General features: G+C 67.6%; 24 protein-coding genes. 16 read left to right on the plus strand and 8 right to left on the minus strand.

Annotated features, from left to right (window positions below):
* Positions 1–46: 46 nt before the first annotated feature.
* The gene (locus tag O3305_RS11025; RefSeq protein ID WP_269572613.1) at positions 47–2,596 is read right to left on the minus strand and encodes a TonB-dependent receptor; all 2,550 of its coding nucleotides are present in this window, start codon (positions 2,594–2,596) and stop codon (positions 47–49) included.
* Between the two features lie 190 nt (positions 2,597–2,786).
* On the opposite strand from O3305_RS11025, the gene O3305_RS11030 reads away from it, so the two are divergent.
* The 4 genes from O3305_RS11030 to O3305_RS11045 all read left to right on the plus strand — a co-directional run bounded on the left by O3305_RS11030 (position 2,787) and on the right by O3305_RS11045 (position 8,493).
* On the plus strand, positions 2,787–4,310 hold the full coding sequence (locus O3305_RS11030; RefSeq protein WP_269572614.1) for a PQQ-dependent sugar dehydrogenase: 1,524 nt from the start codon (positions 2,787–2,789) through the stop codon (positions 4,308–4,310).
* Between the two features lie 36 nt (positions 4,311–4,346).
* A complete protein-coding gene (locus tag O3305_RS11035; RefSeq protein ID WP_269572615.1) occupies positions 4,347–6,158 on the plus strand; it encodes a vWA domain-containing protein in 1,812 nt (603 codons plus the stop codon).
* 86 nt (positions 6,159–6,244) lie between these two features.
* Positions 6,245–7,669 (plus strand): aldehyde dehydrogenase family protein, encoded by a 1,425-nt coding sequence (locus O3305_RS11040; RefSeq protein WP_269572616.1) that lies wholly within the window; start codon positions 6,245–6,247, stop codon positions 7,667–7,669.
* Complete coding sequence (locus tag O3305_RS11045) at positions 7,669–8,493, plus strand: hypothetical protein (protein WP_269572617.1); 825 nt, start codon at positions 7,669–7,671, stop codon at positions 8,491–8,493. Before O3305_RS11040 ends, O3305_RS11045 begins: the two co-directional genes overlap by 1 nt.
* A gap of 32 nt (positions 8,494–8,525) precedes the next feature.
* Here O3305_RS11045 and O3305_RS11050 read toward each other — a convergent pair whose 3' ends face one another.
* The 3 genes from O3305_RS11050 to O3305_RS11060 all read right to left on the minus strand — a co-directional run bounded on the left by O3305_RS11050 (position 8,526) and on the right by O3305_RS11060 (position 11,674).
* Positions 8,526–9,500 carry a quinone oxidoreductase family protein gene (locus O3305_RS11050; protein WP_269572618.1) on the minus strand — a complete coding sequence of 325 codons (975 nt, stop codon included), beginning with the start codon at positions 9,498–9,500 and terminating at the stop codon, positions 8,526–8,528.
* A 12-nt stretch (positions 9,501–9,512) separates the two neighbouring features.
* Positions 9,513–11,285, minus strand: coding sequence for an SLC13 family permease (locus O3305_RS11055; protein ID WP_269572619.1), 1,773 nt, complete (start codon positions 11,283–11,285; stop codon positions 9,513–9,515).
* Positions 11,286–11,461: 176 nt separating this feature from the next.
* Positions 11,462–11,674 carry a hypothetical protein gene (locus O3305_RS11060; protein WP_269572620.1) on the minus strand — a complete coding sequence of 71 codons (213 nt, stop codon included), beginning with the start codon at positions 11,672–11,674 and terminating at the stop codon, positions 11,462–11,464.
* A gap of 159 nt (positions 11,675–11,833) precedes the next feature.
* On the opposite strand from O3305_RS11060, the gene O3305_RS11065 reads away from it, so the two are divergent.
* Entirely contained in the window at positions 11,834–12,019 is a 186-nt protein-coding gene (locus tag O3305_RS11065; protein WP_269572621.1) for a hypothetical protein, read from the plus strand.
* A gap of 59 nt (positions 12,020–12,078) precedes the next feature.
* Here O3305_RS11065 and O3305_RS11070 read toward each other — a convergent pair whose 3' ends face one another.
* Positions 12,079–12,714: a S24 family peptidase gene (locus O3305_RS11070; RefSeq protein ID WP_502958125.1), complete on the minus strand. Its 636-nt coding sequence runs from the start codon at positions 12,712–12,714 to the stop codon at positions 12,079–12,081.
* Between the two features lie 79 nt (positions 12,715–12,793).
* On the opposite strand from O3305_RS11070, the gene O3305_RS11075 reads away from it, so the two are divergent.
* Together O3305_RS11075 and O3305_RS11080 are read left to right on the plus strand one after the other, a co-directional pair.
* Positions 12,794–12,994 carry a hypothetical protein gene (locus tag O3305_RS11075; RefSeq protein ID WP_269572622.1) on the plus strand — a complete coding sequence of 67 codons (201 nt, stop codon included), beginning with the start codon at positions 12,794–12,796 and terminating at the stop codon, positions 12,992–12,994.
* On the plus strand, positions 12,991–13,308 hold the full coding sequence (locus tag O3305_RS11080) for a hypothetical protein (RefSeq protein WP_269572623.1): 318 nt from the start codon (positions 12,991–12,993) through the stop codon (positions 13,306–13,308). The genes O3305_RS11075 and O3305_RS11080 overlap by 4 nt, the downstream gene beginning before the upstream one ends.
* 127 nt (positions 13,309–13,435) lie before the next feature.
* Here O3305_RS11080 and O3305_RS11085 read toward each other — a convergent pair whose 3' ends face one another.
* Together O3305_RS11085 and O3305_RS11090 are read right to left on the minus strand one after the other, a co-directional pair.
* Positions 13,436–14,482 carry a hypothetical protein gene (locus O3305_RS11085; RefSeq protein ID WP_269572624.1) on the minus strand — a complete coding sequence of 349 codons (1,047 nt, stop codon included), beginning with the start codon at positions 14,480–14,482 and terminating at the stop codon, positions 13,436–13,438.
* Positions 14,452–15,696 carry a TIGR04063 family PEP-CTERM/XrtA system glycosyltransferase gene (locus O3305_RS11090; protein WP_269572625.1) on the minus strand — a complete coding sequence of 415 codons (1,245 nt, stop codon included), beginning with the start codon at positions 15,694–15,696 and terminating at the stop codon, positions 14,452–14,454. The genes O3305_RS11085 and O3305_RS11090 overlap by 31 nt, the downstream gene beginning before the upstream one ends.
* 87 nt (positions 15,697–15,783) lie before the next feature.
* Between O3305_RS11090 and O3305_RS11095 the strand changes: the two genes are divergently transcribed.
* Genes O3305_RS11095 through O3305_RS11105 form a run of 3 tightly spaced genes read left to right on the plus strand, consistent with a single transcriptional unit; the run spans position 15,784 to position 18,366 of the window.
* Complete coding sequence (locus O3305_RS11095; RefSeq protein ID WP_184168923.1) at positions 15,784–15,936, plus strand: hypothetical protein; 153 nt, start codon at positions 15,784–15,786, stop codon at positions 15,934–15,936.
* Complete coding sequence (locus O3305_RS11100) at positions 15,929–17,281, plus strand: putative O-glycosylation ligase, exosortase A system-associated (protein ID WP_269572626.1); 1,353 nt, start codon at positions 15,929–15,931, stop codon at positions 17,279–17,281. The genes O3305_RS11095 and O3305_RS11100 overlap by 8 nt, the downstream gene beginning before the upstream one ends.
* A complete protein-coding gene (locus tag O3305_RS11105; protein ID WP_269572627.1) occupies positions 17,278–18,366 on the plus strand; it encodes an acyltransferase family protein in 1,089 nt (362 codons plus the stop codon). The genes O3305_RS11100 and O3305_RS11105 overlap by 4 nt, the downstream gene beginning before the upstream one ends.
* Here O3305_RS11105 and O3305_RS11110 read toward each other — a convergent pair.
* Positions 18,317–18,868 (minus strand): type 1 glutamine amidotransferase domain-containing protein, encoded by a 552-nt coding sequence (locus O3305_RS11110; RefSeq protein WP_184168926.1) that lies wholly within the window; start codon positions 18,866–18,868, stop codon positions 18,317–18,319. The two genes, O3305_RS11105 and O3305_RS11110, sit on opposite strands and share 50 nt — an antisense overlap.
* A gap of 102 nt (positions 18,869–18,970) precedes the next feature.
* On the opposite strand from O3305_RS11110, the gene O3305_RS11115 reads away from it, so the two are divergent.
* The 6 genes from O3305_RS11115 to O3305_RS11140 all read left to right on the plus strand — a co-directional run bounded on the left by O3305_RS11115 (position 18,971) and on the right by O3305_RS11140 (position 25,017).
* Positions 18,971–19,999 (plus strand): DNA topoisomerase IB, encoded by a 1,029-nt coding sequence (locus O3305_RS11115; RefSeq protein WP_269572628.1) that lies wholly within the window; start codon positions 18,971–18,973, stop codon positions 19,997–19,999.
* Positions 19,996–21,156, plus strand: a complete 1,161-nt coding sequence (locus tag O3305_RS11120) for a mechanosensitive ion channel family protein (protein WP_269572629.1) — start codon at positions 19,996–19,998, stop codon at positions 21,154–21,156. The genes O3305_RS11115 and O3305_RS11120 overlap by 4 nt, the downstream gene beginning before the upstream one ends.
* 203 nt (positions 21,157–21,359) lie before the next feature.
* On the plus strand, positions 21,360–21,791 hold the full coding sequence (locus O3305_RS11125) for a MaoC family dehydratase (protein WP_184169284.1): 432 nt from the start codon (positions 21,360–21,362) through the stop codon (positions 21,789–21,791).
* A gap of 21 nt (positions 21,792–21,812) precedes the next feature.
* Positions 21,813–22,991, plus strand: coding sequence for an acetyl-CoA C-acyltransferase (locus tag O3305_RS11130; RefSeq protein WP_184168929.1), 1,179 nt, complete (start codon positions 21,813–21,815; stop codon positions 22,989–22,991).
* Positions 22,992–23,539: 548 nt separating this feature from the next.
* Positions 23,540–24,490 (plus strand): glucokinase, encoded by a 951-nt coding sequence (locus O3305_RS11135; protein WP_269572630.1) that lies wholly within the window; start codon positions 23,540–23,542, stop codon positions 24,488–24,490.
* 47 nt (positions 24,491–24,537) lie between these two features.
* Positions 24,538–25,017: a pyridoxamine 5'-phosphate oxidase family protein gene (locus tag O3305_RS11140; RefSeq protein WP_269572631.1), complete on the plus strand. Its 480-nt coding sequence runs from the start codon at positions 24,538–24,540 to the stop codon at positions 25,015–25,017.
* Position 25,018: the final 1 nt, after the last annotated feature.

The following is a 25,018-nucleotide window of genomic DNA, read 5'->3' on the forward strand; positions in this document are numbered from 1 at the left end:
GCGCCCGGCTCCCTGTCGGAATACCGGGCGCTCCCCCTTTTACCCGTTAGCGCGTGCCCAGCTTCAGGCTCGCGGCGATGCCATAGATGCGCGGTTCGCCGGCGATGAAGGTCGGCATGCCCAGCGCGTCGCCGGTGTTGCCGGCGTCCTTGATGTACTTCTGGTTGAAGGCGTTGGTGACGAAGCCCTCGATCCGCCAGCGGCCATTGTCGGTCTCGAAGCCGAGCCGCGCATCGACCAGCGCATAGCTGCCCTGGACCTCGTCCTGCACCAGGTCGGGTACCAGGTTGTTCACCTGCAGCGCCGGCAGGTCGTTGTCGTCGTCGAAGAACACCTTGGACTGCCAGGTCAGGCTCGGGGTGAAGTCGATCTTCACCGGGCCGGCCGGCACCTTGAACTGCACCGCCACCGCGGCGCTGTGATCGGGCGACAGGCGGAAGCGGTTGCCCTCGCGCGCGCCGGCGCTGAAGCGGCTGTGGTTATAGGCATAGCTGCCGAACAGGTTGACCCAGTCGGCCGGGCGCCAGTTGACCTGCCCTTCGAAGCCATAGCTTTCGGCGCGGCCGGCATTGATCGTGACGAAGGTCGTGCCCTGCTGCTCGGTCGTCTGGAAGTTCGAGTAGCGATAATAGAACACCGAGCCGTCGATGAAGAGCGTGCGGTTGGCGAGCGCGGTCTTCACGCCCGCCTCATAGCTGTCCACCGTCTCGGACGGCAGCACGTTGAAGCGTGCCGCGCCGCCCGGGGCCGAAGGCGCGCCGACGGCCAGGATCTCGGGACGGCGGCCCCGCGCATAATTGGCGTAGATATTCGCTTCGGGCGAAAGCTCGTACTTGGCGACCGCGCGCCAGGTGAAGCCGCTGTCATTGTGATCGGCGCTGTAGAGCTGGCCGTTGGTGCCGGTCGGCTGTGCCCCCAACCCGAACAGCGGCACCGGATAGAGCGCCGAGGTCGGGATGTTCGCCGCGCCGGGCGCCGCCAGCGCGCCGAGCAGCGCGGTGCGGGTCGCCGCCGGCTGGCCGAGCGCGCCGATGAACCCGCCCAGGATCGAGCGGCCGTTGCTCACCGCCGAGGAGAAGCCGGTGGTCTTCGCGTCATGGCTCCAGCGCAGGCCGGCACCCAGTTCCAGCCGCTCGGTGACGTTGAAACTGACATCGCCGAACAGGTCCCAGCTCTCGGTGCGTCCGTAGTTCGTCGTGGTTTCCTGATGCGCCGACTTGAGATTCGCCGCGATCGCCTGGGCCTGGGCGGTGGGCAGCGCCACGCCGTACGCACCCGCCACACCCTGGAGCAGCTGGCCGGTAAAGGCGGTGTTCGAGAACAGCGCCAGCGGCGCCGGGTCGCTCGCCGCACGGCCCGGGATCGCGCCGCCGCCGTTCAGCGTGTTGGTCAGGCGGGCCAGGGCGACGCGCTCGTCGAACTGCGACGGCGCGCGCTGGAAGCCGTTCTCGCGGAAATAGGTGCCGCCGAAGAACGCCGTCATCCGGTCGTTCTTCCAGGTCAGGCGCAGCGTACCCATGGTCTGGTCGCCCTGCGCGTCCTCGGCCGCGGTAAGCGCCGGCAGCGAGATGCCGTCGGCGTCGAAGATCTCGATGCCGGCGAATTCGCGATACGATCCGATCGCGTTGAGCGAGAGGTTGGGCGAGAAGTCGTAATTGGCGATGCCGGTCACGCCCCACACGTCGCGGTCGAGACCCAGCGGCCGCCCGCGCTCGAAGCTCGACGGGCTGGCCAGCGCCGCGCCGCTGTTGCGCCCGCGATCGCCGATCACCGCGCCGGTGGTCGGGTTGGTGGGATTGTAGGCGATCGACTTGAACGAGGTGCCGGTCGCCTTGTCGTGCTGGTAGTTGCCGATCAGGTCGAAGGTGAGCGCGCCGGGCGCCCAGCGCAGCGATCCGCGCACCGCCTCGGACTTGATGCCGTTGAAATCGTCGCCGCCCAGCAGGTTGGTGACAAAGCCGTCGCGCTCCTTGATCCGGCTGGCGACGCGGATGGCGAGATCGTCGCTCAGCGGCAGGTTCACCGTCTGGTCGATGCGATAGCCGTTGAAGTTCGAGTATTGCCCATAGACATAGCCATAGGCGTTCTTCGGGTCGGCCTTGGCCTGGACCAGGTTGACCGCGCCGATCAGCGCGCCGCGGCCATAAAGGGTCGATTGCGGCCCCTTGGCGACTTCGACGCGCTCCATGTCGAACAGCTCGACATAGGAGCCGCGCGACTTGGAGATTGAAACGCCGTCCTGGAAGACCGAGACGCGCGGCTCGCTATAGGCCGCGCCCGAGTCCGAGGTGATGCCGCGCATCACGAAGCCGGGGTTGTTGGGCGACTGATTCTGCACGTCGAAGCCCGGGATGAACTGGCCGAGCCGATCGAATTCGGTGATGCCCAGGTCGTCGAGGAACTGGCCCTGCAGCGCGGTCAGCGCGAACGGCACGTCCATCGGCTTCTGCTCGACCAGCTGCGCGGTGACGACGATCTCGCTGCCCTCGCTCTGCGTGGCCGCTTCCGGCTGCGCGGCTTCCTGCGCGGCCGCGTCGGTGGCGGCGAGCAGGGCAATCGGGCTTGCAAGCGCGAGCAGCGCGTAGCGGATGGACATGATGTGCTCCCTGTTGTTGCGGGAGCGTTCCCCTGCCCCCTGATCAGGGCCGATGGCCCGGGATCATGACAGCCATGTTGCGGCGCAACGAAATCTTACATTGTCCGATCACCCCGAAACGGTCGCGTTTCCGCGGCACGGAGCGAAATCGCGTCTCACCAGTTTAACAATAGCTTCTAAGGTGATGGCCATGCGTAGCTTATCGACCATCTCCGCCCTGCTTCTCGTCACCGCGTGCAGCAGCGGAGGTGGCGGCGGTAGTCCTGCGCCAACGCCCACGCCGACTCCGACCAATACCGCTCCCAGCTTCACCTCGGGCGCGACCGCGAGCGTGGTGGAGAACACCACCGCCGCCTATCAGGCGGCCGCGACCGATGCCGAGGGCAATCCGATCACCTTCACGATTGCGGGCGGCGCGGATGCCGCGCGCTTCGCGATCACCGCGGCCGGCGCGTTGAGCTTCGTCGCCGCCCCCAATTTCGAAGCACCGGCCGATGCGGATGCCGACAATGTCTACCAGGTCCAGCTCCGCGCCAGCGACGGAACGCTTTCGTCGACGCGGGACCTGGCCGTCACCGTCACCAACAGCCGCGAAGGCATTGCGGTGAAGCGGGTCGGCACCGGTTTCACCCAGCCGGTCATGGTCTCCGCGATTCCCAATGACAGCCGGGTGATCGTGACGGAGAAGGGCGGCGGCATCTGGCTGCTCGATCCGGCCACCGGCGCCAAGACGCTGCTCACCACGATCACCGGCCTGTCCACCGATGGCGAGCGCGGCCTGCTCGGCCTGGCGGTGCAGCCCCAGCTCGGCCAGGGCGTCCAGCCCCAGGCCGGCACCGCCACCGACGGCCCCTTCTTCATCCACCGCACGGTCACCGACGGCACGATCGTGATCTCGCGGATCGCCCGCAACGGCACGTCCTGGCCACAGATCGACATCGTCAGCATCCCGCATCCGACCAACAACAATCACAATGGCGGCTGGCTCGGCTTCGGGCCGGACGGCAATCTTTATGTCGGGATCGGCGATGGCGGCGGCGGTGGCGATCCGTCGAACAACGCCCAGAACCCCAATTCACGGCTCGGCAAGATCCTGCGCATCGCGCCCAATCCCGATCCCTATGCGGGGGCCGCGCCCAGCTATTACATGCCGGCGCCGGGCAATCCCTATATCGCGGGCGGCGGCGATCCGTGGGTCTTCGCGATCGGCCTGCGCAACCCGTTCCGCAACAGCTTCGGTCCCGATGGCCGGCTCTATATCGGCGATGTCGGCGAAGGCGCGATCGAGGAAGTCAACGTCGCACGTCCCAACCAGCCCGGGCTCAATTTCGGCTGGAAGTTCCTGGAAGGCACCAACCCGTTCAGCGGCACCGCGCCCGCCGGGCTCACCGCGCCGGTCACCCAATATACGCACGGCTCCGGTCCCAAGCAGGGCGCGTCGATCATCGGCGGCTATGTCTATCGCGGGCCGGTCACGTCGCTCCAGGGCAGCTATGTCTTCGGCGATTTCGTCAGCGGCAATATCTGGACCGTGCCGGCCACCTCGCTCGTCCAGGGCCAGCTCTTCGCCAGCACCAATTACGAACGCCGCAATCTCGACTTCACCCCGGATGCCGGAACGATCAACAGCCTGTCCTCCTTTGGCGAGGATTCGGCCGGCAATCTCTATCTGGTCGATATCGGTGGCAGCATCTTCATGATCCAGCCCGGATAGGTTATTCTGCTCCCGCAATAAAATGGGAGGACTGCCATGAAGTCTCTGTCCCTCGTGTCGGGCATCGCCCTCGCCGCGCTTGCGCTGCCGCTTTCCCCGGCCTTCGCCCAGACCAGCACCCCGCCGCCGCAGGACGATCAGCAGGACCAGAGCCAGGATGCCGAGGTGCTGATCGTCACCGGCTCGATGCGCGTGCGCCAGGGCGGCGCGCAGGACATCAAGCATTTCCGTGCAGCCGCCGCCTCTGCCGGCCTGCCGCTTCCCGGAGGGCTCACGGTCGAGGGGCTGATGGGCGAGCACGACCTCACCCTTCCCAGCAGCGCCGCCTGCCGCCAGCTCTTCTGCATCGTCGCCGAATCGATGCCTGCTGCCCTGCCGCTACGCGCGGACGACAAGCTGTTCGTCGGCGTCGGCTTCGCATCCAACCTCGATGCCAGCCAGTGGAAGCGCGAACCGCTCAATCTGGTGGCGGTGGTCGACCAGTCCGGCTCGATGAGCAACGAGCCGATCGAACTGGTCCGCCAGAGCCTGCTCAAGATCCTCGGCCAGATGCGGGCCGGCGACCGGATGTCGATCATCCTCTATGGAAACGATGCGCATGTGCACCTGAAGCCGCTCGATTTCGCCGGCAACCGCGATCGCATCGCAGCCGCGATCCGCGCCATCGACATCGACGGCGCGACCAACATGGAATCGGGTCTGCGCCTCGGCTATGATACCGCCATCGCCGACGCGCCCGGCTTCAAGGGCAACACCCGCGTGATGCTGTTCACCGACGAGCAGCCCAATGTCGGCGCCTCCGACGCCGAAAGCTTCATGGGCATGGCCGAGGCAGCCTCGCACAAGGGCATCGGCCTCACCACGATCGGCGTCGGCGTGCAGTTCGATGCCGCGCTTGCCACCAGGGTGTCGAGCACCCGCGGTGGCAACCTGTTCTTCATCGCGGACGCCGCCGAAGTCGCCAGCGTGTTCGACAAGCAGCTCGATACGATGGGCACCGAAGTCGCGCACGATCTGGCGCTCACGCTCAAGCCAGCCGCCGGCTACCGGATCTCGGGCGTGTTCGGCGTCCCCGCCGATGTGATGGAGGAAACCGCCGAGGGCACGATCACCGTCCGCGTGCCCACTGTTTTCCTCAGCACCAATGGCGGCGGCATCTTCGCCACGCTGGCCAAGGCATCGGACCGCCGGGATCTTCCCGTCGCCCAGCTCGCGGCCGGCACGCCGGTGCTCGATGTGTCGGTGAGCTGGAAGGACGCCAAGACCGGCGCGCCCGGCACCGACCGTGCCGCCGCCCTGGCGCCGGCAAGCAAGGCCAGCGTGGCGCTCCAGTCGGCACACCTGCTGGTCGACGAGTTCCTTGCGGTGCGTGACGCCTCGGTCGCCTATCACAAGGAGGAGAACCCCAAGGCCGCCTTCGCCCTGCTCGACGGGCTGGCCGGCCGCATCGAGGCGGCATCGCTGCCCGGCATGGACGACGAGACCAAGCTGGTCGGCAACATGCGCGCCCAGGCCGCCTTCTATTCCGGCTATGGCGGCGAGCTGCCCAAGGCGATGCGCCACCTTGCCGTGGTCGGCCGCTGGGAAGTCACCGGCGCGACCGGCTTCGAGGACATCCATCGCGGCGACCGGATGGAATTCACCAAGAAAATGGAGCTGCTCACCTATCGCAAGGCGAGCGGATTCGAGTCCCCCGACGAGACCGAAGACTATGAGATCAACGAGAAGCAGGTGCATCTCGTCGATTCCAAGCTGGTGATGAACTACCGCCCGAACGGCGACAAGATGGTCATGTCGCTCTCGGACAATGACGGCCGCGCCTATATCTGGCTCCGCCGCATGGATTGAACAGGCGCCGGGCCGGTTGCGGCTTGCAACCGGCCTCCCGCCCCGCCATCTCCATACCACAAGTTCGAATCGGAGAGGCGAGAGTGATGCGCAGCTATCTGAAGCAGTTCATCGGTGGCGAATGGGTCGATAGCGTCGGCGGTACCCGCCACGAAGTCATCAACCCGGCGACCGAGGAAGCGGTCACCGAGATCACGCTCGGCTCCGAAGCCGATGTCGACAAGGCGGTCGCCGCCGCGCGCACGGCGTTCGAGAGCTTCTCGCGCACCAGCGTCGAGGAACGCATCGCGCTGATCGAGGCGATCCTGGTCGAGTACAAGAAGCGCGCCGGCGACATGGCCGAGGCGATCAGCCTCGAGATGGGCGCTCCGATCAGCCTGGCCAGGACCGCGCAGGTCGGCTCGGGCCTCGGCCATTTCATGTCCGCCGCCAATGCGCTCAGGGAATTCCAGTTCGAGGAGCAGATCGGCAACTCGCTGGTGGTCCATGAACCCATTGGCGTCGTGGCGATGATCACCCCGTGGAACTGGCCGCTCAACCAGATCGTCTCCAAGGTCGCCCCCGCGCTCGCCGCCGGCTGTTGTATGGTGCTCAAGCCCTCGGAAGAGGCGCCCGGCTGCGCGATGATCTTCGCCGAAGTGCTTGCCGCCGCCGGCGTGCCCGCGGGCGTGTTCAACCTCGTGAACGGCGACGGCCCCGGCGTCGGCACCGCGCTCAGCCGCCACAAGGGCGTCGACATGGTGAGCTTCACCGGCTCCACCCGCGCCGGCGTGCTGGTCGCCAAGAATGCCGCCGAGACCGTGAAGCGCGTCCATCAGGAGCTGGGCGGCAAGTCGCCCTCGCTGATGCTCGAGGGCGCCGACATGGGCCGCGCGGTCCAGACCACCCTGTTCAGCGTGCTGCTCAATTCGGGCCAGAGCTGCATCGCGCCCACCCGCCTGCTCGTCCCTGCCGGGCTGCAGGACCAGGTCGCCGCCGTCGCGACCGAAGTGATGAAGGCCACCCACACCGGCGATCCGGCCGAGGAAGGCCGCCATATCGGCCCGCTGGTCAACAAGACCCAGTGGGAGAAGGTCCAGGGCCTGATCGCCAAGGGCATGGAGGAAGGCGCGAAGCTCGAGGCCGGCGGCCCCGGCCGCCCCGACGGCGTCGAGACCGGCTATTTCGTCCGCCCGACCCTGTTCTCCGGCGTCACCAACGAGATGACGATCGCCCGCGAGGAGATCTTCGGACCCGTCGTCACGATCATCCCCTATGCGGATGAGGAAGACGCCGTCCGCATCGCCAACGACACCGATTACGGCCTGTCCGCGGTGGTGTTCGGCAGCGGCGAGGCGGTCCGGCGCGTCGCTCCGCGGCTGCGCGCCGGCATGGTCTATGTGAATGGTGGCCAGCCCGATCCCAACCTGCCCTTCGGCGGCTACAAGCAGTCGGGCAATGGCCGCGAGCACGGCAAGTTCGGCCTGGCCGAGTTCCTGGAAGTGAAGGCCGTGGTGGGCGCGCTCGCCTGATGCGGACCGCCCTGTTCCTCGCCGCCCTGCTCGCGCCGTCGCTGGCGATGGCGCAGCAGGCGGGCGACCAGTTCCAGCTCGTCCGCACCACCGAGACCCAGCAGCGCAGCGCCGGCGCGATGAGCAGCTCGCGCAACAGCGATGCGCTGGTCGAGCGCGTGGTCTCGGTCACGCCCGCCGGGGTCGAGCTCGAATACAGCCTGCCGCCGGGCAGCCGCTCCGCCGACTGGACCTTCCCGCTGCGCGTCTTCCAGCCGCAGTCCGGCCCGCTCCAGCTCCGCAACCGCGCCGAGCTGGAAACGCGCATCGACAGCTGGCTCAAGGGCGCGAACCTGACGCGCGCCGCCTGTGGCCGCTGGGTCGCCGGCTGGAACAGCTTCCGCATCGAGTGCGACCCCGAGGCCGCGCTGCGCACCATCGACGCCTTCGCGATCGGCCAGATCAGGCTCGCCGACGGCGCGCCCTATACCGATGCCCAGGCCCAGCGCCCGGTGCCGCTCAAGGCGAAGCCCGACGGCAAGGGCTTCACCGCCGAGCTGGCGATCGATCCCGCGCGCCTCCGCGACGATCTGGCCAAGGGCGATGTCGCCCTGGCCGAGCTCAACGGCCAGAAGCTGACCCTGGAGGCCGCCCGCAAGGCGCGTGCCGCCGACCAGGTCTCGGGCACGATCAAGGTGACAATCGACACCGCCGGCGACGTCCGCCGCCGCGCGAGGGTCGTCACCCAGACGATCACCCGGGGCGGCCAGAGCGAAACCCGCACCACCACCGAGATCGTCGAGCGCCGTCCGATCAAGCAGCGCGTCGATCCGAACAGCATCTGACCGCCTTCCCTCCCCGCCCGGGGAGGGAAGCACTACGGCACCAGCACCGTCGATCCGGTCGTCTTGCCCGCTTCCAGCGCGCGGTGGGCATCGGCGGCATCCTCCAGCGCGAACCGCTGGCCGATGTCCGCGCGCACCGCGCCGCTCCGCAGCATCTGGAACAGCCGCGCGCTGCCCAGCGCCCGCTCCTCGGGCGTCACATAATAATCGAACATCGTCGGCCGGGTGACATAGAGTGATCCGGCGCGCGCCAGCGATCCCAGCGCCACGCCCTCCACCGGGCCGCTGGCATTGCCGAAGCTCACCACCAGCCCGCGCCGCCGCACGCTGGCGAGCGAGCCTTCCCAGGTCGCCTTGCCGACGCCGTCGAGCACCACTTCCACGCCCGCGCCGCCGGTGATACCGCGCACCCATTCGGCCACGCCGTCGCCGCGCGAGACCAGCACATGGTCCGCGCCCGCCGCCTCGGCCAGCGCCACCTTCTCCTGCGAACCCACCGTCGCCAGCACGGTCGCGCCGATCGCCTTGAGCCAGCGCACCGCGATCTGGCCGACGCCGCCGGCCGCGGCATGGACCAGCACATGCCAGCCCGGCTCCACCCGGGCGCAGCGCTCGACCAGGAACTCCACCGTGCCGCCCTTGAGCAAAGCCGCCGCCGCGGTCTCGTCGCTGATGTCGTCGGGCAGCGCGAACAGGTTCGCCGCCGGCAGGTTGCGCGCCGTCGAATAGGCGCCGAGCCCGGGCCCGAAGGTCGCCACGCGATCCCCGACGGAGAAATCGGTCACGCCCTCGCCCACCGCCTCGATCACGCCGGCCGCCTCGCCGCCCAGCCCGCTCGGCAGCGGCACCGGGTAGAGGCCCGAGCGAAAATAGGTGTCGATGAAGTTCAGCCCCACCGCCGTGTTGCGCATCCGCACTTCGCCCGGTGCGGGCGGCGCCAGTTCGACATCCACCCACTGGATGACCTCGGGCCCGCCGGTCCGTTCGATCCGTGCCATCCGTTCCATCACGCGACTCCTTTAATGTACCGGCCACACCCATAGGATCAGCGGCGTGCCGACCACCAGCACGATCACCGAGAGCGGCGCCCCCAGCCGCGCATAATCGCCGAACCGGTATCCGCCCGGGCCCATCACCAGCGTGTTGCACTGGTGGCCGATCGGGGTGAGGAAATCGCAGCCCGCGCCCACCGCCGTCGCCATCAGGAACGCCTCGGGCCGGTAGCCGAGCTCGCTGGCGAAGGTCGCGGCGATCGGCGCCATCACCAGCACGGTCGCCGCATTGTTGAGGAACGGCGTCACCGCCATCGCCGCCGCCAGGATCAGCGCCACCGCGCCCCAGGGCGGCAGCGTCGCGGCGAACTGCCCCAGCCAGTCGCCGATGATCTGGCTGGCGCCGGTTGTCCGCAGCGAATCCGATACCGGGATCAGCGCGCCGAGCATCACCAGGATCGGCCACTCGATATGGTCATAGGCCTCGCGCACCGGCAGCGCGCCGCTCAGGATCGTCAGCCCCGCCGCCGCGAAGAACGCCACCGCCACCGGCACATAGCCCAAAGCCGTCGCCAGCATCGCCGCGCCCAGGATCGCGATCGGCAGCAGCCCCTTGCGCGCGCTGCCCAGCCGCAGGGTGCGCTGTGCCAGCGGCAGGCAGCCCAGCTCGCCCAGCCGCTCGAACAGCAGGTCGAGCGGCCCCTGCAGCACGATCACATCGCCCGGCTCGAGCATCACGTCGCCCAGCCGCCGCGCCAGCCGGTCACCGCGGCGCGACACCGCGATCAGGTTCACCCCGAAGCGCTCGTGCAGCCCCAGCCGTCCGGCGGTCCGCCCGATCAGCGGGCTCTCGGTACCGATCACCGCCTCGATCACCCCGACTTCGCTGCTCGCCCCGTCGGGTGCCTCGCGATGCGCCCCTTCCAGTTCCAACCGGTCGCTGGCGATCACCCGCTCCAGGCTGTCGGGCGATCCGGCGAGGATCAGCACGTCCTCGGGCTTGAGCACCGCGTCCGGAAACGGCGTCGAGCGGATGCCCGCGCGCAGGATCGCGGTGACCATCACCTCGCCGTCGTGCCGCTCGCGGAACGCCGCCACGGTCTCGTCCACCGCCGGCGATCCGGCGGGGATCTCCGCCTCGGTCACATAGTCCTGGATGTCGATCGCCTCGCCCAGGGTCGGCGCCGCCCGGCGGTCGCGCGGCAGCAGCCGGTAGCCGAAGCGCAGGAACACCAGCCCGACCACGGTCAGCCCCAACCCCACCGGGGCATAGTCGAACATGCCGAAAGGCTGGCCGGTCATCTCCTCGCGCACCCGGCTGACGATGATGTTGGGCGAGGTGCCGATCAGCGTGATCAGCCCGCCGAGCAGCGAAGCGAAGCTCATCGGCATCAGATAGGCCGCCGGCGACACCCCGGCCTTCTTGCTCATCTGCAGCGCCACCGGGATCATCATCGCCAGCGCGCCGATATTCTTGACCAGTGCCGAGGCGAAGCCAACCGAGGCGCTGAGCAGCAGCAGTTGCGAACGGACATGGGTGACCCGCTTCTGCAGCACCAGCATCGCCCGCTCGATCACCCCGGAGCGCTGCACCGCGCCCGACAGCACCAGCGCGCTCGCCACGATGATCACGATGTCGTCGGAAAAGCCGGTAAATGCCTGTTTCGGGCTGACGATGCCCAGCGCCAGCGCCGCGAGCAGCGCGATCACCGCAACCATGTCGTAGCGGAATTTTCCCCAGATGAAGAGCAGCATCATGCCGGCGAGCACGCCGACGGAGAGCAATTGGGGCGTGTTCATCGCATGGGAGAACGCCACGCGATGGTTTCGGGTCCGTGCCTTCTTCTCCCCTCCCTGAAAGGGAGGGGTCGGGGGTGGGTGGATGTACGCGCTACGAAGCCGGCAAGGCTCACCCAGGCGGTATCGCCAGGACCCTACCCACCCCTAGCCCCTCCCTTTCACGGAGGGGAAGGAAATCAGTGCACCGTCCCCACGGCCCTGCCCACCGACATCAGCACGATCAGCCGCTCGATCTGGCGCCAGCGACAGAAGTGGATGTGGTTGCCAAGGTCGCGGCTGCGATCGGCACGCGCGGCTGCCTCGCTGCCGGCACGCTCGCCGAAGCAGGCAATGAGTTCATTGGCGTCGGCGATTTCGCGGCGATCACCGAGATAGGGCATCATATCCATGCGCGCGAGAGACTCACGACGCGTGCCAACTTCCTGCGATTCAACAGTTTCCGCGCCACACGAGAGTCAATTCGCGGTAACCATCCCGGAATCGCCGTGCCGCGTGCCCCGGCATGGCACAGGTAGCGTCCCGGCCCGGGACGTGGCAGACAGGACCGCATGACCAAGACCCCTTCCAAGACGCCGATGGCCGGCGGCTTCCTGCTCGCGCTCAGCCTGCTCGTCGGCGTGTTCGCCGGCATCGCGAAGGGCGAGGCCTCGTTCGGCTTCGTGATCGGGCTCGGCGTAGGGCTGGCGCTGCTGATCGCGATATGGGTCGTCGATCGCGTGCGCGTGGGGCGGTAAGGTCAGCTGCTTTCCTTTTCCCGGCGAAGGCCGGGGAAAGCATATCAAGGCGCCGCCGCCTAAACCGCCCGCCCCAGCCAGGCGACCCGCCCCACAATCTCCACCGCCCGCGCCGGCACCACCCGGTCATCCCACTCCGGATTGTCCGAGATCACCTCGATCCCGCCGACGCTTACCCGCAGCCGCTTGACCATCAGTTCGCCGTCGAGCCGGATCACGAACACCCCGCCGCGCCCTTCCACCCGCCGCCGATCGCCGTCGACCAGGATGCGGTCGCCGTCCGCCAGCGTCGGCGCCATCGAATCGCCCTTCACCCGGATCACCGAAGCCGCTTCGGCTCGCACGCCCAGTTCGCGCAGCAGCGCCGGGCTGAACTGGTCCGGCCGCCGCCGCGCCTCGCCGTCGACCAGCCCGCCGGGCCCGGCCGAGGCGCCGACATCAAGCCGCGCCACCTCGACCATTCCCTGCGGCTCCGGCCCTCCCAGCCGCGCCTCGGGTACCCCGAAATAGCGCGCCAGCAGCGATCGGTCCGCCTCGGCCAGCAGCCGCGGCGTGCCGCGCACCAGATATTGCTGGAGATAGGCCAGGTTGCGCCCAAGCAGCCGCGAGAGCTCGGAGAGGTTCGCCCCCTGCTCCGCGATCAGCGCCTCCAGCGCGGCTCGTTGCGCATCCGGATCCATAGTGGCGCAATACATCTAGGATTTTTCCTAGACAAGTAGGAAATAGAGAACAAATTAGGAACGATCTTGAGCGAATCGGATGGGAGACCAGTGCATGTCGGTGCATCGCAAGATCGAGAAATTCCTCCGGGCGACGGACATGCCGCCCACCAAATTCGGCCGGCTTTCGGTGCGCGATCCGCGGCTGGTCCACGACCTGCGTCGCGGCCGCGAGCTCGGCCCGCGGATCAGCGCGCGGATCGAGGCGTTCCTCGCCGCGCAGCAGGCCCAGCGCCAGCAGGGGCTCCGTCCATGAGCCGCGGCCCCGATGCGGAAACGCTGCTCCGCCGCGCGCTGGAGGCGCAGGCGGAAGCTGCGGGCTGCCCGGTGTCCCTGGTCGAATCGGACTGGAACCGCTGGGCCAGCGCCACCTTCACCGGCGCGCGCCACTTGCTCAAGCTGGCCGCCCCGCCCTCGCCCGCGCTCGACGCCTGGATCGCGCGCCTGCCCGAGGCGGAACTGCGCCTGCGCGGGCATCTGGTCGCCGATCTCGCGGTCGAGCATGTCCGCCGCGCGGCGGATCGGGTGACGGTGTCGATCGAGGTGCTGACCGTGGAGGAAGGGCGGTAGGTTCGCCCCTTCGCCCTCTCCCGTCATCCCCACGCAGACGGGGATCCATTGCCGCTGCGGGTGCGGCTCTTTTCCGACTCTCAGGAAGAATGGATTCCCGCCTTCGCGGGAATGACGGCCTGGGAAATCAGGCCGTCCGCCGCACCAGGTTGCGCAGGGTGACCAGCGCCTCTTCCAGCCCGCGCTCCTGCTGCTTCGCTTCCGCGCGCGAGGTCGGCGCGATCCGCTTGTCGGCAACGCCGCGCTCGAGCCGCTCGAGCAGGGCATGGACCGAGGCATCGGTCTCCGGCCGGACGATCCGCTCGCGCGGCGGCATGGCCACCGGCTCGGGTGCCTCGGGCAGCGGTGGCGGCACGTGCGCGCGCACCGGCGGAGTCAGCTCGAAGATCTCGAACCGCTCGCTGGCATCGAACACCGAGGGGCGCGGCGTGCGGCGCAGCGGCGCGAGCGGCACCGGCGCGGGCTTGGGCACGGCCGGGATCGCCTGCGGATCGAAGGCCGAGAGCGGCTGGTCGAAATCGATCGGCATGTCCTGCTCGATCAGCGGCTGCGGCGCGGATGCGGCGATGGGCTCGGGAGCCGGTTCAGGGGCCGAAGTAGTGTGCAGTTCGTAAACTTCCGCGGCCTGGGCCACCGGCTCCGGCGCCACGGCAGGCACCACGGTCGGCGTCGGCGCGCTGATCGGGCGCGGCGGGAAGATCACGTCGAAATCGACATGCTCGTCCTCGGGCTCGGCAGGCACGGCGGGTGCGCCGGCGCGGATCTCGAGGAACGGCTTGCCCAGGTCGCGGGTCGCGAGCAGCGGCGGGCGCGGCGGCGCATCGGGATGCGCATCGGCCCGGCGCAGCACCGGAACCGGCACCTCGGCCGAGTCGACCGGCTCGGCCTCGCCGCCGATGGTCAGCCCGCGCGAGCCGAGCAGGATGAAGGCGGAAAGCCACATGAAGGCGCCGACGAACGCGCCCGCACCCAGGGCCACCGCCAGCCGGGCGGTCAGGCCCAGCGGCGGCTCGGCCGCGGCAAGAATCGAGGGGAGACCGGAGTCCATCACCAGCGCCTCGAGCGCGGGCACGGGGATCATCGCCACGCCGAGCGCAGCGAGTCCACCCGCGACCGCGGCGATCAAGGGCGCCAGCGGCAGGTTCATGCGCTCACCACGGACGTGTGCGACCACGAGTCTTCCATGGCCCCGATCTTGGCGAGTCTTTGGTAAACGGAGTCATAACGCCCGACATTGATCGCCCAGCTCCGTTCGGTCTCGACAAAGGCCCGGCCCCGTTCGCGTCGTGAATCCCACCCCTCACGCGCGCCGAACAGTCTCGCGACCGAGTCGGCAAGTGCCGCGGGATCGTCGGGCTTGAACAAGGTCCCGGTATCGCCGTCCCGAATCAGCTCCCGGTGCCCGCCCACATCGGAAGCAGCAACCAGCCGGCGCTGCGCCATGGCCTCCAGGGGCTTGAGCGGCGTCACCAGGTCGGTGAGGCGCATATGCTTGCGCGGATACACCAGCACGTCGATCACGCTGTAATAGCGCTCGACCTGCTGGTGCGGCACCCGGCCGACGAAATGGATACGGTCCGCCACCGGCGATGCCGCCGCCTGCGCCATCAGCGCCGCGTCGCACGGCCCGCCGCCGACCAGCACCAGGTGCATCTTCGGCCGCAGCGCCACCAGCGCGGGCATCGCCTCGATCAGGCCGTCCAGCCCCTCATAATCATAGAAGCTGCCGATAAAGCCGATCGTCTCGGCGCCCTCGATCCCCAGCTCCTTCGCAAGCGCCGTGTCATGGGGCAAAGGCTCGCCGAACAGGCCCAGGTCGACGCCATTGGGCGAGATCATGATCTTGCCCGCATCGATCCCGCCGCGCGACAGCAGATCGTTCTTCAGCCCCTCGCAGATCACCGCGACCGCATCGGCCTTGCGCACCGCCCGCGTCTCGAGCCAGCGCGTCGCCCGGTATTTCCAGCTGCCCTCGGTGCCGGTGCCATTGCCTACGGCGGCATCTTCCCAGAAGGCGCGGATCTCGTAGATCAGCGGCAGGCCGAGCCGGTTCGCCACCCGCTGCGCCGCCATTGCGCCCAGCACCGGCGAATGGGCATGGAGCACGTCCGGCTGCCACTGCCGCGCCACCGCCTCGATCCGCTTCGCAAAGGCAGAGACCTCGCGCAGCTCGCCGATCACCGGCGGCCCGGAATTGACCCGCGGCGTCCGGTAGAAGCGGATACCGTCGATCGTCTCCTCATCGGTGTCGAACTTGCCGTGGCGCGGGCTCGTCACCGCGGCGACTTCCCAGCCGCGCGCCATCTGCGCCTTCAGGATCGCCCGCGTGCGGAACGTGTAGCCGCTGTGCAGCGGCAGGCCGTGATCGAGGATGTGGAGAATCCGCATACCCGCTCCCTTGCCACAGGAGCACTTAACGCGGCGTCAACCGCATCGCGCTACACCGGCCCCGTAAGCAGGAGCGGCAACGGGCCCATGATCGACAATCTATCGCTCGCGATCTCGCACGGGCTGATGCTGCTCGCGGCCTTCCTGCTGCTGCGCCGGCCCGATCTCGATCACGAGCCCGGCCCCTCCGACGAAGCCTCCAAGGTCAAGCCCAGCCGATGGGGCAAGCCCGGTGCGTGATCTCGTCTTCGTCGCCTTCCTGCTGGCCTTTTTCGGGATGGGCTTCCGCAAGCCGTTCATCTTCGTGCTGGTCTACGCCTATATCGATATCGTCTCGCCGCAGCGGCTGACCTATCTCCTGCTCAACTCGATCCCGATCTCGCTGATCGCGGTGGGGCTGTCGGTGCTCGGCTGGCTGGCGATGGACGACAAGAAGGACGTCCGCGTCGCGCCGCGCCAGCTGCTGATCGTCATCCTGCTCGCCTACTGCTTCTACACGACGAAAAATGCCGACTTCAAAGTCGAGGCGCTCGATAAATGGGACTGGGTTTGGAAGGCGCTCGCCTTCGCCGCCTTCCTGCCGCTCACCCTGCGGACCAAGCTGCGCATCGAGAGCCTGCTCCTGTTCATGGTCCTCTCCGCCTCGTCGATCATCATCGTCGGCGGCATCAAGACGCTCGGCTCGGGCGGCGGCTATGGCGAGCTCAACCTGATGGTCGCCAACAATTCGGGCCTGTACGAGGGCTCGACCATCTCCACCGTGGCGATCGCGATCATCCCGCTGATCGTCTGGTTCATGCGCTTCGGCACGATCTTCAAGCCCGACTGGAAGGTGAAGAGCTTCTGCCTCGCGCTGATCTTCGCCTGCCTGCTGATCCCGGTCGGCACCTCGACGCGCACCGGCCTGCTCTGCATCGGCCTGGTCGCGCTGCTGATGATCCGCGATGCCAAGCGCAAGCTGGTGTACCTCACCGCGCTCGGCTGCCTCGGCCTTGCCGCCATTCCGTTCCTGCCCAGCTCGTTCACCGAGCGGATGGGCACGATCAAGACCTACAAGGCCGATGCTTCCGCTTCCACCCGCCTCGCCGTGTGGCAGTGGACGATGGACTACGCCAAGACCCACCCGATGGGTGGCGGGTTCGAGGCCTATCGCCAGAACAAGATTCGCTACGAGAAGGTGGCGACCGAGAATGACGGCGCCGGCCAGACCACGGTCGATCGCAGCCTCGAGGTCGACAGCGCCCGCGCCTATCACAGCGCCTATTTCGAGATGCTCGGCGAGCAGGGCTATCCCGGCCTCGCCATCTGGCTGCTCATCAACATCCTCGGCATCTTCCGCATGGAAGTGCTGCGCCAGCGCTACAAGAAGCCCGAGCCCGGCCAGGAATGGGTCGCCCCACTGGCTTCGGCACTCCAGACCGCGCATATCGTCTACATGCTCGGCGCCACCTTCATCGCGATCGCCTTCCAGCCCTTTGTCTACATGCTGATCGGCGCCCAGATTGGGCTCGACACCTATATGGCCCGCAAGCGGGAGGAGTCCGCCTGGCGGCCGTTGCGCAAGGCGAGGCCGGCACTGGCATGAAGGGTCCCGAGCTGAAGGCGCTCACCAGCGTCCGCGGTATCGCGGCCTGGATGGTGGTACTCTTCCACATCCGCACGGCGATGGCCGACCTGCCCTATCCGTTTCCGCCCCTGCTGGGACGAGGCTATCTCGCCGTCGATTTCTTCTTCCTGCTCTCGGGCTTCGTGATCTGGATGACCTGGAACGAGCGTGTCCGCAGCGGCGGACTTGCCTCGGTGCCGGACTTTCTCCAGCGCCGGGTCGCCAGAGTGTGGCCCCTCCACCTGTTCATGCTCGGCTTCGCGGTGGCGGTCGCCCTGGCGCTCCAGCTTACCGGCCGGGGCAGCGACCAGTTCCCCTGGCACGAGCTGCCGCTCCATGTCCTGCTGCTCCAGAACTGGGGCTTCACCGGCCATCTCACCTGGAACGATCCTGCCTGGTCGATCTCCTGCGAGCTCGCCGCCTATCTGCTCTTCCCGTTTCTCGCGCTGGCCGTGGACTGGCGCCGCGTGCCGAGCTGGGGCGTGATCGCCGCCATCGCCGTCCTGCTCGCGCTGCTCCACCTGATCTTCGCCGGCAGCGGCGCCGTCGCACTCGGCCAGCGTATCCCAAGCCTTGGCCTGATCCGTTGCGTGCTGGAGTTCGCTTGCGGTACGGCCGTCGCCGCGCTCTGGCTGCGCTGGCGCGGGCAATGGCGCCTGCCCGCGCTCGGTAGCTTCGCCCTCGCTTTGGCCTTTGCCGGCGGATGGGCGCTGGGCCTGCCCGAGACCTTCATGGCACCTGCCACCTTCGCGGCGCTGCTGCTCGCCCTCGCACTCACCGCGGCGAAACCCGGCAACCCGCTCGAGATCGCCCCGCTCCATTATCTCGGCGAGATCAGCTACGCGACCTACCTCTCCCACTATCTCCTGTGGTTCGCCTTCAAGCTGGCGTTCGTCCAGGACGAACACGCCGTGCCATGGTCGCTGGTCGGCGGCTTCCTGCTGCTCGTCCTGCTCGCCTCGATCGCGCTCTATCACCTTGTCGAGCGGCCGGCCCAGCGCTGGGTGAACGGCATCAGACTGCGAACGGGACCTTCTCCAGCGCAGCAATCACCGCACGGTTGAAGGCCGGGATATCGTCCGGCTTGCGGCTGGTGATCAGGTTCTCATCGACCACCACTTCCTGATCGATTACCTCGGCCCCGGCATTTTCCAGGTCGGTGCGGATCGAGGGCCAGCTGGTCACCTCCCGCCCCTCGACCACATCCGCCTCGACCAGCAGCCACGGTCCGTGGCAGATCGCCGCGACGATCTTCTCGTCGTCCATGAATTCGCCGACGATCTCCACCGCCCGCTCGCTCATCCGCAGCTTGTCGGGATTGGCCACGCCGCCGGGGAGCACCAGCGCATCGTAATTCTCGGTATCGACCTCGTCGACGGTGGTATCCGGCGTGATGCTCTGGCCCTTCTCGCCGCCCTTCTCGCCGGTGATCGGATCGGTATCGAGCGCCGCCAGCGTCACCTGCGCGCCGGCATCGATCAGCGCCTGGCGGGGCAGCATCAGCTCGTCCTGCTCGAAGCCGTTGGTGGCCATCATCAGCACGCGAACATGAGAGAGATCGGTCATGGCAGGGCTCCTCGGTTGCTCCCGCTGAACCGGCCGCTCGCCGCCGGGTTCCGGAACGAAGCGACAAGCCGCGCATTGACCGGGGCATTGCGAGGAGGCCCCATGCCCGACGGGTTACCCAGTACCGATATCGTTTATGTCGATGACCAGCAGCCCGGCATCACCCGCCGCAAGGTGCGGCACGGCTGGGGCTATTGGGATGCCGCGGGCCAGCGCATCAAGGACCGCGAGGCGATCGACCGCCTGAACGCGATCGGCCTGCCGCCCGCCTATGTAAACGCCTGGTACTGCCCCGATCCGCGCGGCCATATCCAGGCGACCGGCTATGACGAGAAGGGCCGCAAGCAATATCGCTACCACCTCGCCTTCCGCGAGGCCCAGGAAGCGGCGAAGTATGACCGCTGCGCCGATTTCGGCGAGCATCTGGCCCGGCTTCGCGCGAAGGTGGAGCACGATCTGAAGCTGCGCGGCCTGTGCAAGGAAAAGGCCGTCGCCGCCGTCGTCCGCCTGCTCGACCTCGGCAGCATCCGCGTCGGCAACGAGCAATATGTCCAGGCCAACAAGAGCTTCGGCGCCACCACGCTGCGCAAGCGCCATGCGGTCGTGAAGGGCCAGACGCTCCGCCTCCAGTTCCGCGCCAAGTCGGGCAAGCTGCGCGTGCTGACGATCACCGACGGGTCACTCAGCCGCTTCGTCAAGCGCTGCCAGGACCTGCCCGGCCAGCACCTGTTCCGCTGGCTCGACGATGCGGGCGAAGCGCATCCGGTCACCTCGACCGACGTCAACGCCTATATCCGCGGGGCGACGCACGAGGACTTCACCGCCAAGCATTTCCGCACCTGGGGCGCCAGCGTCCTCGCCTTCCGTGCGCTTGCGGAAGCGGACGGCCATCTCGGCCTCAAGGCGATGCTCGAGCCGGTGACCGAAGCGCTGGGCAACACCCCCGCCATCGCCCGCAAATCCTATGTCCACCCGGCACTGATCGATCTCGCCAAGGATCGCGAGGCCCAGGCCTGCTGGCGCGCCGATCTCCACTTGCCGCGTGCCACGCGCTGGCTCAATCGTTACGAACGCGGACTGATCGCCCTTCTGGAGGGCATTTCCGCCTGCCAACCCAAGAAAGCTGCATGACGACATCGACCAATCGCAACGCCGCCGGTTTCCCACAGAGCGAGGACCTTCAGATTCAGGCCGAGACCTTCGCCAATGACAGCTGGACCTGGGCGCAATCGCACTGGCTCCAGATCCTGATCGCCGCGGGCGTCGCCATCGCGGTGTTCTTCCTGCTCCACGCGATCAAGGGCTGGGGCGCGCGCCTGTGCAAGAAGGGCGAGGGCGTCGCCAACTGGTATGCGATCATCGGCCGGGCGATCGCCAAGACCGGCAATTTCTTCATCCTGATGGCCTCGATCCGGCTGGTCACCGGCTATGCCAACCCGCCGCAGATGGTCGAGAGCACGGTGGAGTTCCTCTTCACCATCTCGGCCGCCTTCCAGTGCGCGATCTGGCTGCGCGAGCTGATCTTCGGCGCGATCGAGCACAAGACCAGCGCCGACAATTACCACGGCTCGGGCCTGGCCAGCGCCCTCGGCATCATCCGAATCCTGATCACCGTGGTGCTGTTCGCGATCGCCGCGGTGATGGTGCTCGGCAATCTGGGCGTGAACGTCACCGGCCTGATCGCCGGTCTCGGCGTCGGCGGCATCGCCATCGGTCTCGCGGCGCAGGGCATCTTCGCCAATCTCTTCGCCGCGCTGACCATCCTCTTCGACCGCCCCTTCCGCGTCGGCGACAAGATCCGCTTCGATCGCAACAGCGGCACCGTCGTCTCGATCGGCCTGATGAGCACGCGCATCCGCTCGTTCATCGGCGAGGAGCTCGTCTTCTCGAACAAGCAGCTGCTCGACAAGCTGATCGAGAACCTCTCGCTGCGCCACCACACCCGCACCAAGCTGCCGATCGGCGTCGCCTATGAGACCCCGGTCGAGAAGCTCGAGGCGCTCCCGGCAATGTTCAGGGAGATCGTCGAGCAGGCCGGCGGCACCCTGTCGCGCGCCAGCACCGAAGGGTTCGGCGCCAGCTCGATCGACTTCGTGATCGAGTTCGACGTTGCGGGCGACGACGTGCCGCATGCCCAGGCGGTGCGCGACAAGATCATCTTCGCGATCCTGCGCAAGTTCGCGGCGGAGGGCATCTCGATCCCCTACCCGACCCAGACCAGCTACACCGCCGGGCCCGACGGAAAGTTCATCCTGCCCTATCCGGAGCATCCGGAAGGCACCGCCTGACCGACTCGAAAACGCCGTTTTCGAATATCGGGTTTGCCAGCGCCCTGCACGCTAACCCCAATCAAGCCACGACGGACGCTACGTCAGTCGTGGCTTTCAAATTTCCGGTCGGGTGAGGCTTGCGGGAGCCCCCACCCCGCCACTAGATGGTGCCGAGAACAGGCGAGAGGACCGCTTCCTTGGCGACGATCACCGTGCAGCAGATGGCCGAAAGCATCGGTACCGAGCGCGTTTCGGACTGGGTGGAAGTCACCCAGACGATGATCGACCAGTTCGCCGAGGCGACCGGCGACCACCAGTTCATTCATGTGGATCCCGTCCGCGCCGCGCAGACTCCGTTCGGCGGCACGATCGCCCACGGCTTCCTGTCGCTCTCGCTGATGCCGATGCTCGCCGCCCGCACCGATACGCCGTCGATCGAGGGCGTGAAGATGGGCGTCAACTATGGCGGCAACAAAGTCCGTTTCATGCAGCCGGTCCGCTCGGGCAAGCGCGTCCGCGGCCGGTTCAAGCTGCTCAAGTTCACCGAGCGCAAGCCCGGAGTCTGGGAGCAGGTCCAGGAATATACCCTCGAGATCGAAGGCGAGGAGAAGCCCGCCCTGATCGCCGAGTGGATCGCGCTCGTCTACGTCTAAGGTCCAAGAGAAGGAAAACCCATGTCTCGCTCCGCAGTCATCGTCTCCACTGCCCGCACCGGCATCGGCCGCGCCTATCGCGGTGCGTTCAATGCCCTGCCGGCGCCGACGCTCGGCGCCCATTCGATCAAGGCCGCGGTCGAGCGCGCCGGCATCGATCCGGCCGAAGTGCAGGACGTCGTGTTCGGCGCCGCGCTCCAGCAGGGCAGCCAGGCCGGCAACATCGCCCGCACCGCCCTGCTCCGCGCCGGCCTGCCGGTTTCGGTCGCCGGCATGTCGGTCGATCGCCAGTGCGCCTCGGGCCTGATGGCGATCGCAACCGCCGCCAAGGAGATCATCGTCGACAATATGGACATCGCCATTGGCGGCGGCGTCGAGTCGATCAGCCTTGTGCAGACGCCGGCCATGCGCCTCGAGCCCGATCGCGAGCTGCTCGCGATGCACGGCGACATCTACATGCCTATGCTGCAGACCGCCGAGGTCGTCGCCGCGCGCTACGGCATCGGCCGCGATCGCTGCGATGCCTATGCGCTCCAGTCGCAGCAGCGCACCGCCGCCGCCCAGGCCGCGGGCAAGTTCGATGACGAGATCGTGCCGGTCACCGCGACGATGAACGTCGTCAACAAGGAGACCAAGGAAGTCTCCCAGAAGGAAGTCACCCTCACCAAGGACGAGGGCAACCGCGCCGATACCACGCTGGAAGGCCTGCAGTCGCTCAACCCGGTGCTGCCGAACGGCACCGTGACCGCCGGCAACGCCTCGCAGCTGTCGGACGGCTCCTCGGCCTCGGTGCTGATGGAAGAGAAACTCGCCGAGAAGCGCGGCCTGCAGCCGCTGGGCCGCTATGTCGGCATGGCCGTCGCCGGTACCAAGCCGGACGAGATGGGCATCGGCCCGGTCTATGCGATCCCGAAGTTGCTCGAGCGCTACAACCTCAAGATGGACGATATCGGCCTGTGGGAGCTGAACGAGGCTTTCGCGGTGCAGGTGCTCTATTGCCAGGACCAGCTCGGCATCCCGAACGAACTGCTCAACGTGAACGGCGGCGCGATCTCGATCGGCCACCCCTATGGCATGTCGGGCGCCCGCATGACCGGCCACGCGCTGATCGAAGGCAAGCGCCGCGGTGCCAAATATGTCGTCGTCACGATGTGCATCGGCGGCGGCATGGGCGCTGCCGGCTTGTTCGAGGTGCTGTAACTGCACAACATTGAAAATTGACGCCTGCGCTGCTATAGTGGCTCGGCAAGACTCATGGGGCTCGCCCCATTGATATGGGCCTCGGTTGTGCCAGCAACCGGGGCCCAAATCGTTCGGGGTCCGGCTGCCAGGCCAGCCCCCTCCCGTCGTGCTTACTTGGAGCGTGCCACCTCCACGACCTTGAGGATCAAGGTCGCGAACGCGAACAACGCGGCAAGGATCAGGCACAAGTCTGCAAGACTCATAATGCCACCTCCATGGATGCGGCAGCGGGATTGCCGCCACCCCGAACCTACCTCCAGAGCAAGGGCGTGCCGCGAGACTGGCCCGGAATGGATGCGTCTGCGCCGACAGAGGAGGTCCGTCTCAGCGCCGCTCGCCCCACTGTAACGCGCGGTGTAACAAACCCGCTTGCGCGGCCGCGCAACTTCGCGCACCCTTTCTGACAACGCTGCCAATCGCGACCCACTTGTTGTTTCAGTAACAAGTGTTAGCGATAACAGCTCTCGGACCACGCAAAGCGCGGCCGGCAAAAGGAGGGGTACGCCATGAGCGAAGGCTTGGCGTTGGTGGCCGATATCGGCCGCCAATCGGTGCGTTTCGGGCTGACAGGAGGCGATGCGGGGTTCACGCCGCGCGACATCCGTCGCTTTTCCACGAGCGAGCATCCCACTTTCACCAGCGCGCTGGTATCCTATCTGAGCGCCCTCGGGCTGCAGGATGCCCGCCTGCCCAGCGTCCTCGCCGTAGCCGGTGCGGCGCGCGGCGACCTCATCAATCTCACCGGCAGCCGCTGGTACATCTCGCTATCAGGGGTCGAGGCAGTGCTGCGCGCGCCGCCCCGCGCGCTCAATGAATGCGCCGCCAACGCGCTGGCGCTCACCACCCTGCCGGCAAGTGCCTTCACCGCGCTGCACGGTCCGCCGCCCCGCCCCGTTGCGCCCGGCGGCAACTATGTCGTGATCGGCACCGGCACCGGGCTCGGCGTCGCCGCGCTGGTCACCACGGGTGATCGGCTGATCCCGGTGCAGAGCGAGGCCGGCCATATCGCCTTCGCCCCGCAGACCGCGGACGAGCGCAAGTTCGCCGAGTTCTGCCGGCTGCGTGGCCATGCGCTCGATGTCGAGACGCTGATCTCCGCGCCGGGCCTCTGCCTCGCCTATGAGGCGCTGTCGGGCGGTGCCAAGCCCGCCTCGCCCGAGGAAGTCACCCGCAACACCGCCCGCGATGCCGTCGCCGCCGCCGTGGTGCGCATGTTCGTCGAGCATCTCGGCAGCTTCGCCGGCGATCTCGCCCTCGCCTTCGGCGCCTGGGACGGCATCTACCTCACCGGCGCGATCAGCCGCGCGCTGCACCCGCATCTGATGGACCCCGCCTTCCGCCGCCGGATGGAAGGCAAGGCCGCCTTCCGCCGCCAGATCTCCGAAGTGCCGGTGGTGCTGGTCAACCGCAACGACCTCGAGCTGATCGGCGCGGCCGCCGCCTATGGGAACGCCTGAGCCCGGCCGCCCGTTCTCCCCGCACATCACAGCATCGGGAGAGACTCATGGCCGACATCGCCGAACTCAAGCAGCATCTCTGGTCGAAAATGGCATCCAGCCCCTTCGTGATGGCCGGCCTTGTCGACAGCCCGCAGCACCATATTCCGCTCACCGCGCAACTCGATGCCGACCAGGTCGACACGCTGTTCTTCTTCGCGGCGAAGGACAATCGCCTCGCGCCTGGTGGCCGCGCGATGGTGCATTTCGTCGCCAAGGGGCATGACTATTTCGCCTGCCTCGATGGCGATATCCGCATCGACAATGATTTCGCCCAGATCGACAAGCTGTGGAACAAGCATGTCGAGGCCTGGTTTCCCGGCGGCAAGGACGATCCCAACCTTGCCCTGCTCCGCTTCGACATCGACAGCGCCGAGCTGTGGGAAGCCGACATGTCGCTGGGCGGCTTCGCCAGAATGCTGTTCGGCGGCAAGCTGAAGGGCAGTGAGGAAGGCAGCCATGCGGTGGTGGACAGCACCGCGACCTAGC

The sequence above is a fragment of the Sphingomonas sp. NIBR02145 genome, from assembly GCF_027359115.1.
GTDB classification, from domain to species: domain Bacteria; phylum Pseudomonadota; class Alphaproteobacteria; order Sphingomonadales; family Sphingomonadaceae; genus Sphingomonas; species Sphingomonas kyeonggiensis_A.

What these genes read in the sequence shown, in the direction of transcription:
- O3305_RS11025 (WP_269572613.1), bottom strand. Translation starts at nt 2,596, where the DNA reads ATGTCCATCCGCTACGCGCTGCTCGCGCTTGCAAGCCCGATTGCCCTG.
- O3305_RS11030 (WP_269572614.1), top strand. Translation starts at nt 2,787, where the DNA reads ATGCGTAGCTTATCGACCATCTCCGCCCTGCTTCTCGTCACCGCGTGC.
- O3305_RS11035 (WP_269572615.1), top strand. Translation starts at nt 4,347, where the DNA reads ATGAAGTCTCTGTCCCTCGTGTCGGGCATCGCCCTCGCCGCGCTTGCG.
- O3305_RS11040 (WP_269572616.1), top strand. Translation starts at nt 6,245, where the DNA reads ATGCGCAGCTATCTGAAGCAGTTCATCGGTGGCGAATGGGTCGATAGC.
- O3305_RS11045 (WP_269572617.1), top strand. Translation starts at nt 7,669, where the DNA reads ATGCGGACCGCCCTGTTCCTCGCCGCCCTGCTCGCGCCGTCGCTGGCG.
- O3305_RS11050 (WP_269572618.1), bottom strand. Translation starts at nt 9,500, where the DNA reads ATGGAACGGATGGCACGGATCGAACGGACCGGCGGGCCCGAGGTCATC.
- O3305_RS11055 (WP_269572619.1), bottom strand. Translation starts at nt 11,285, where the DNA reads ATGAACACGCCCCAATTGCTCTCCGTCGGCGTGCTCGCCGGCATGATG.
- O3305_RS11060 (WP_269572620.1), bottom strand. Translation starts at nt 11,674, where the DNA reads ATGGATATGATGCCCTATCTCGGTGATCGCCGCGAAATCGCCGACGCC.
- O3305_RS11065 (WP_269572621.1), top strand. Translation starts at nt 11,834, where the DNA reads ATGACCAAGACCCCTTCCAAGACGCCGATGGCCGGCGGCTTCCTGCTC.
- O3305_RS11070 (WP_502958125.1), bottom strand. Translation starts at nt 12,714, where the DNA reads ATGTATTGCGCCACTATGGATCCGGATGCGCAACGAGCCGCGCTGGAG.
- O3305_RS11075 (WP_269572622.1), top strand. Translation starts at nt 12,794, where the DNA reads ATGTCGGTGCATCGCAAGATCGAGAAATTCCTCCGGGCGACGGACATG.
- O3305_RS11080 (WP_269572623.1), top strand. Translation starts at nt 12,991, where the DNA reads ATGAGCCGCGGCCCCGATGCGGAAACGCTGCTCCGCCGCGCGCTGGAG.
- O3305_RS11090 (WP_269572625.1), bottom strand. Translation starts at nt 15,696, where the DNA reads ATGCGGATTCTCCACATCCTCGATCACGGCCTGCCGCTGCACAGCGGC.
- O3305_RS11095 (WP_184168923.1), top strand. Translation starts at nt 15,784, where the DNA reads ATGATCGACAATCTATCGCTCGCGATCTCGCACGGGCTGATGCTGCTC.
- O3305_RS11105 (WP_269572627.1), top strand. Translation starts at nt 17,278, where the DNA reads ATGAAGGGTCCCGAGCTGAAGGCGCTCACCAGCGTCCGCGGTATCGCG.
- O3305_RS11110 (WP_184168926.1), bottom strand. Translation starts at nt 18,868, where the DNA reads ATGACCGATCTCTCTCATGTTCGCGTGCTGATGATGGCCACCAACGGC.
- O3305_RS11115 (WP_269572628.1), top strand. Translation starts at nt 18,971, where the DNA reads ATGCCCGACGGGTTACCCAGTACCGATATCGTTTATGTCGATGACCAG.
- O3305_RS11120 (WP_269572629.1), top strand. Translation starts at nt 19,996, where the DNA reads ATGACGACATCGACCAATCGCAACGCCGCCGGTTTCCCACAGAGCGAG.
- O3305_RS11125 (WP_184169284.1), top strand. Translation starts at nt 21,360, where the DNA reads ATGGCCGAAAGCATCGGTACCGAGCGCGTTTCGGACTGGGTGGAAGTC.
- O3305_RS11130 (WP_184168929.1), top strand. Translation starts at nt 21,813, where the DNA reads ATGTCTCGCTCCGCAGTCATCGTCTCCACTGCCCGCACCGGCATCGGC.
- O3305_RS11135 (WP_269572630.1), top strand. Translation starts at nt 23,540, where the DNA reads ATGAGCGAAGGCTTGGCGTTGGTGGCCGATATCGGCCGCCAATCGGTG.
- O3305_RS11140 (WP_269572631.1), top strand. Translation starts at nt 24,538, where the DNA reads ATGGCCGACATCGCCGAACTCAAGCAGCATCTCTGGTCGAAAATGGCA.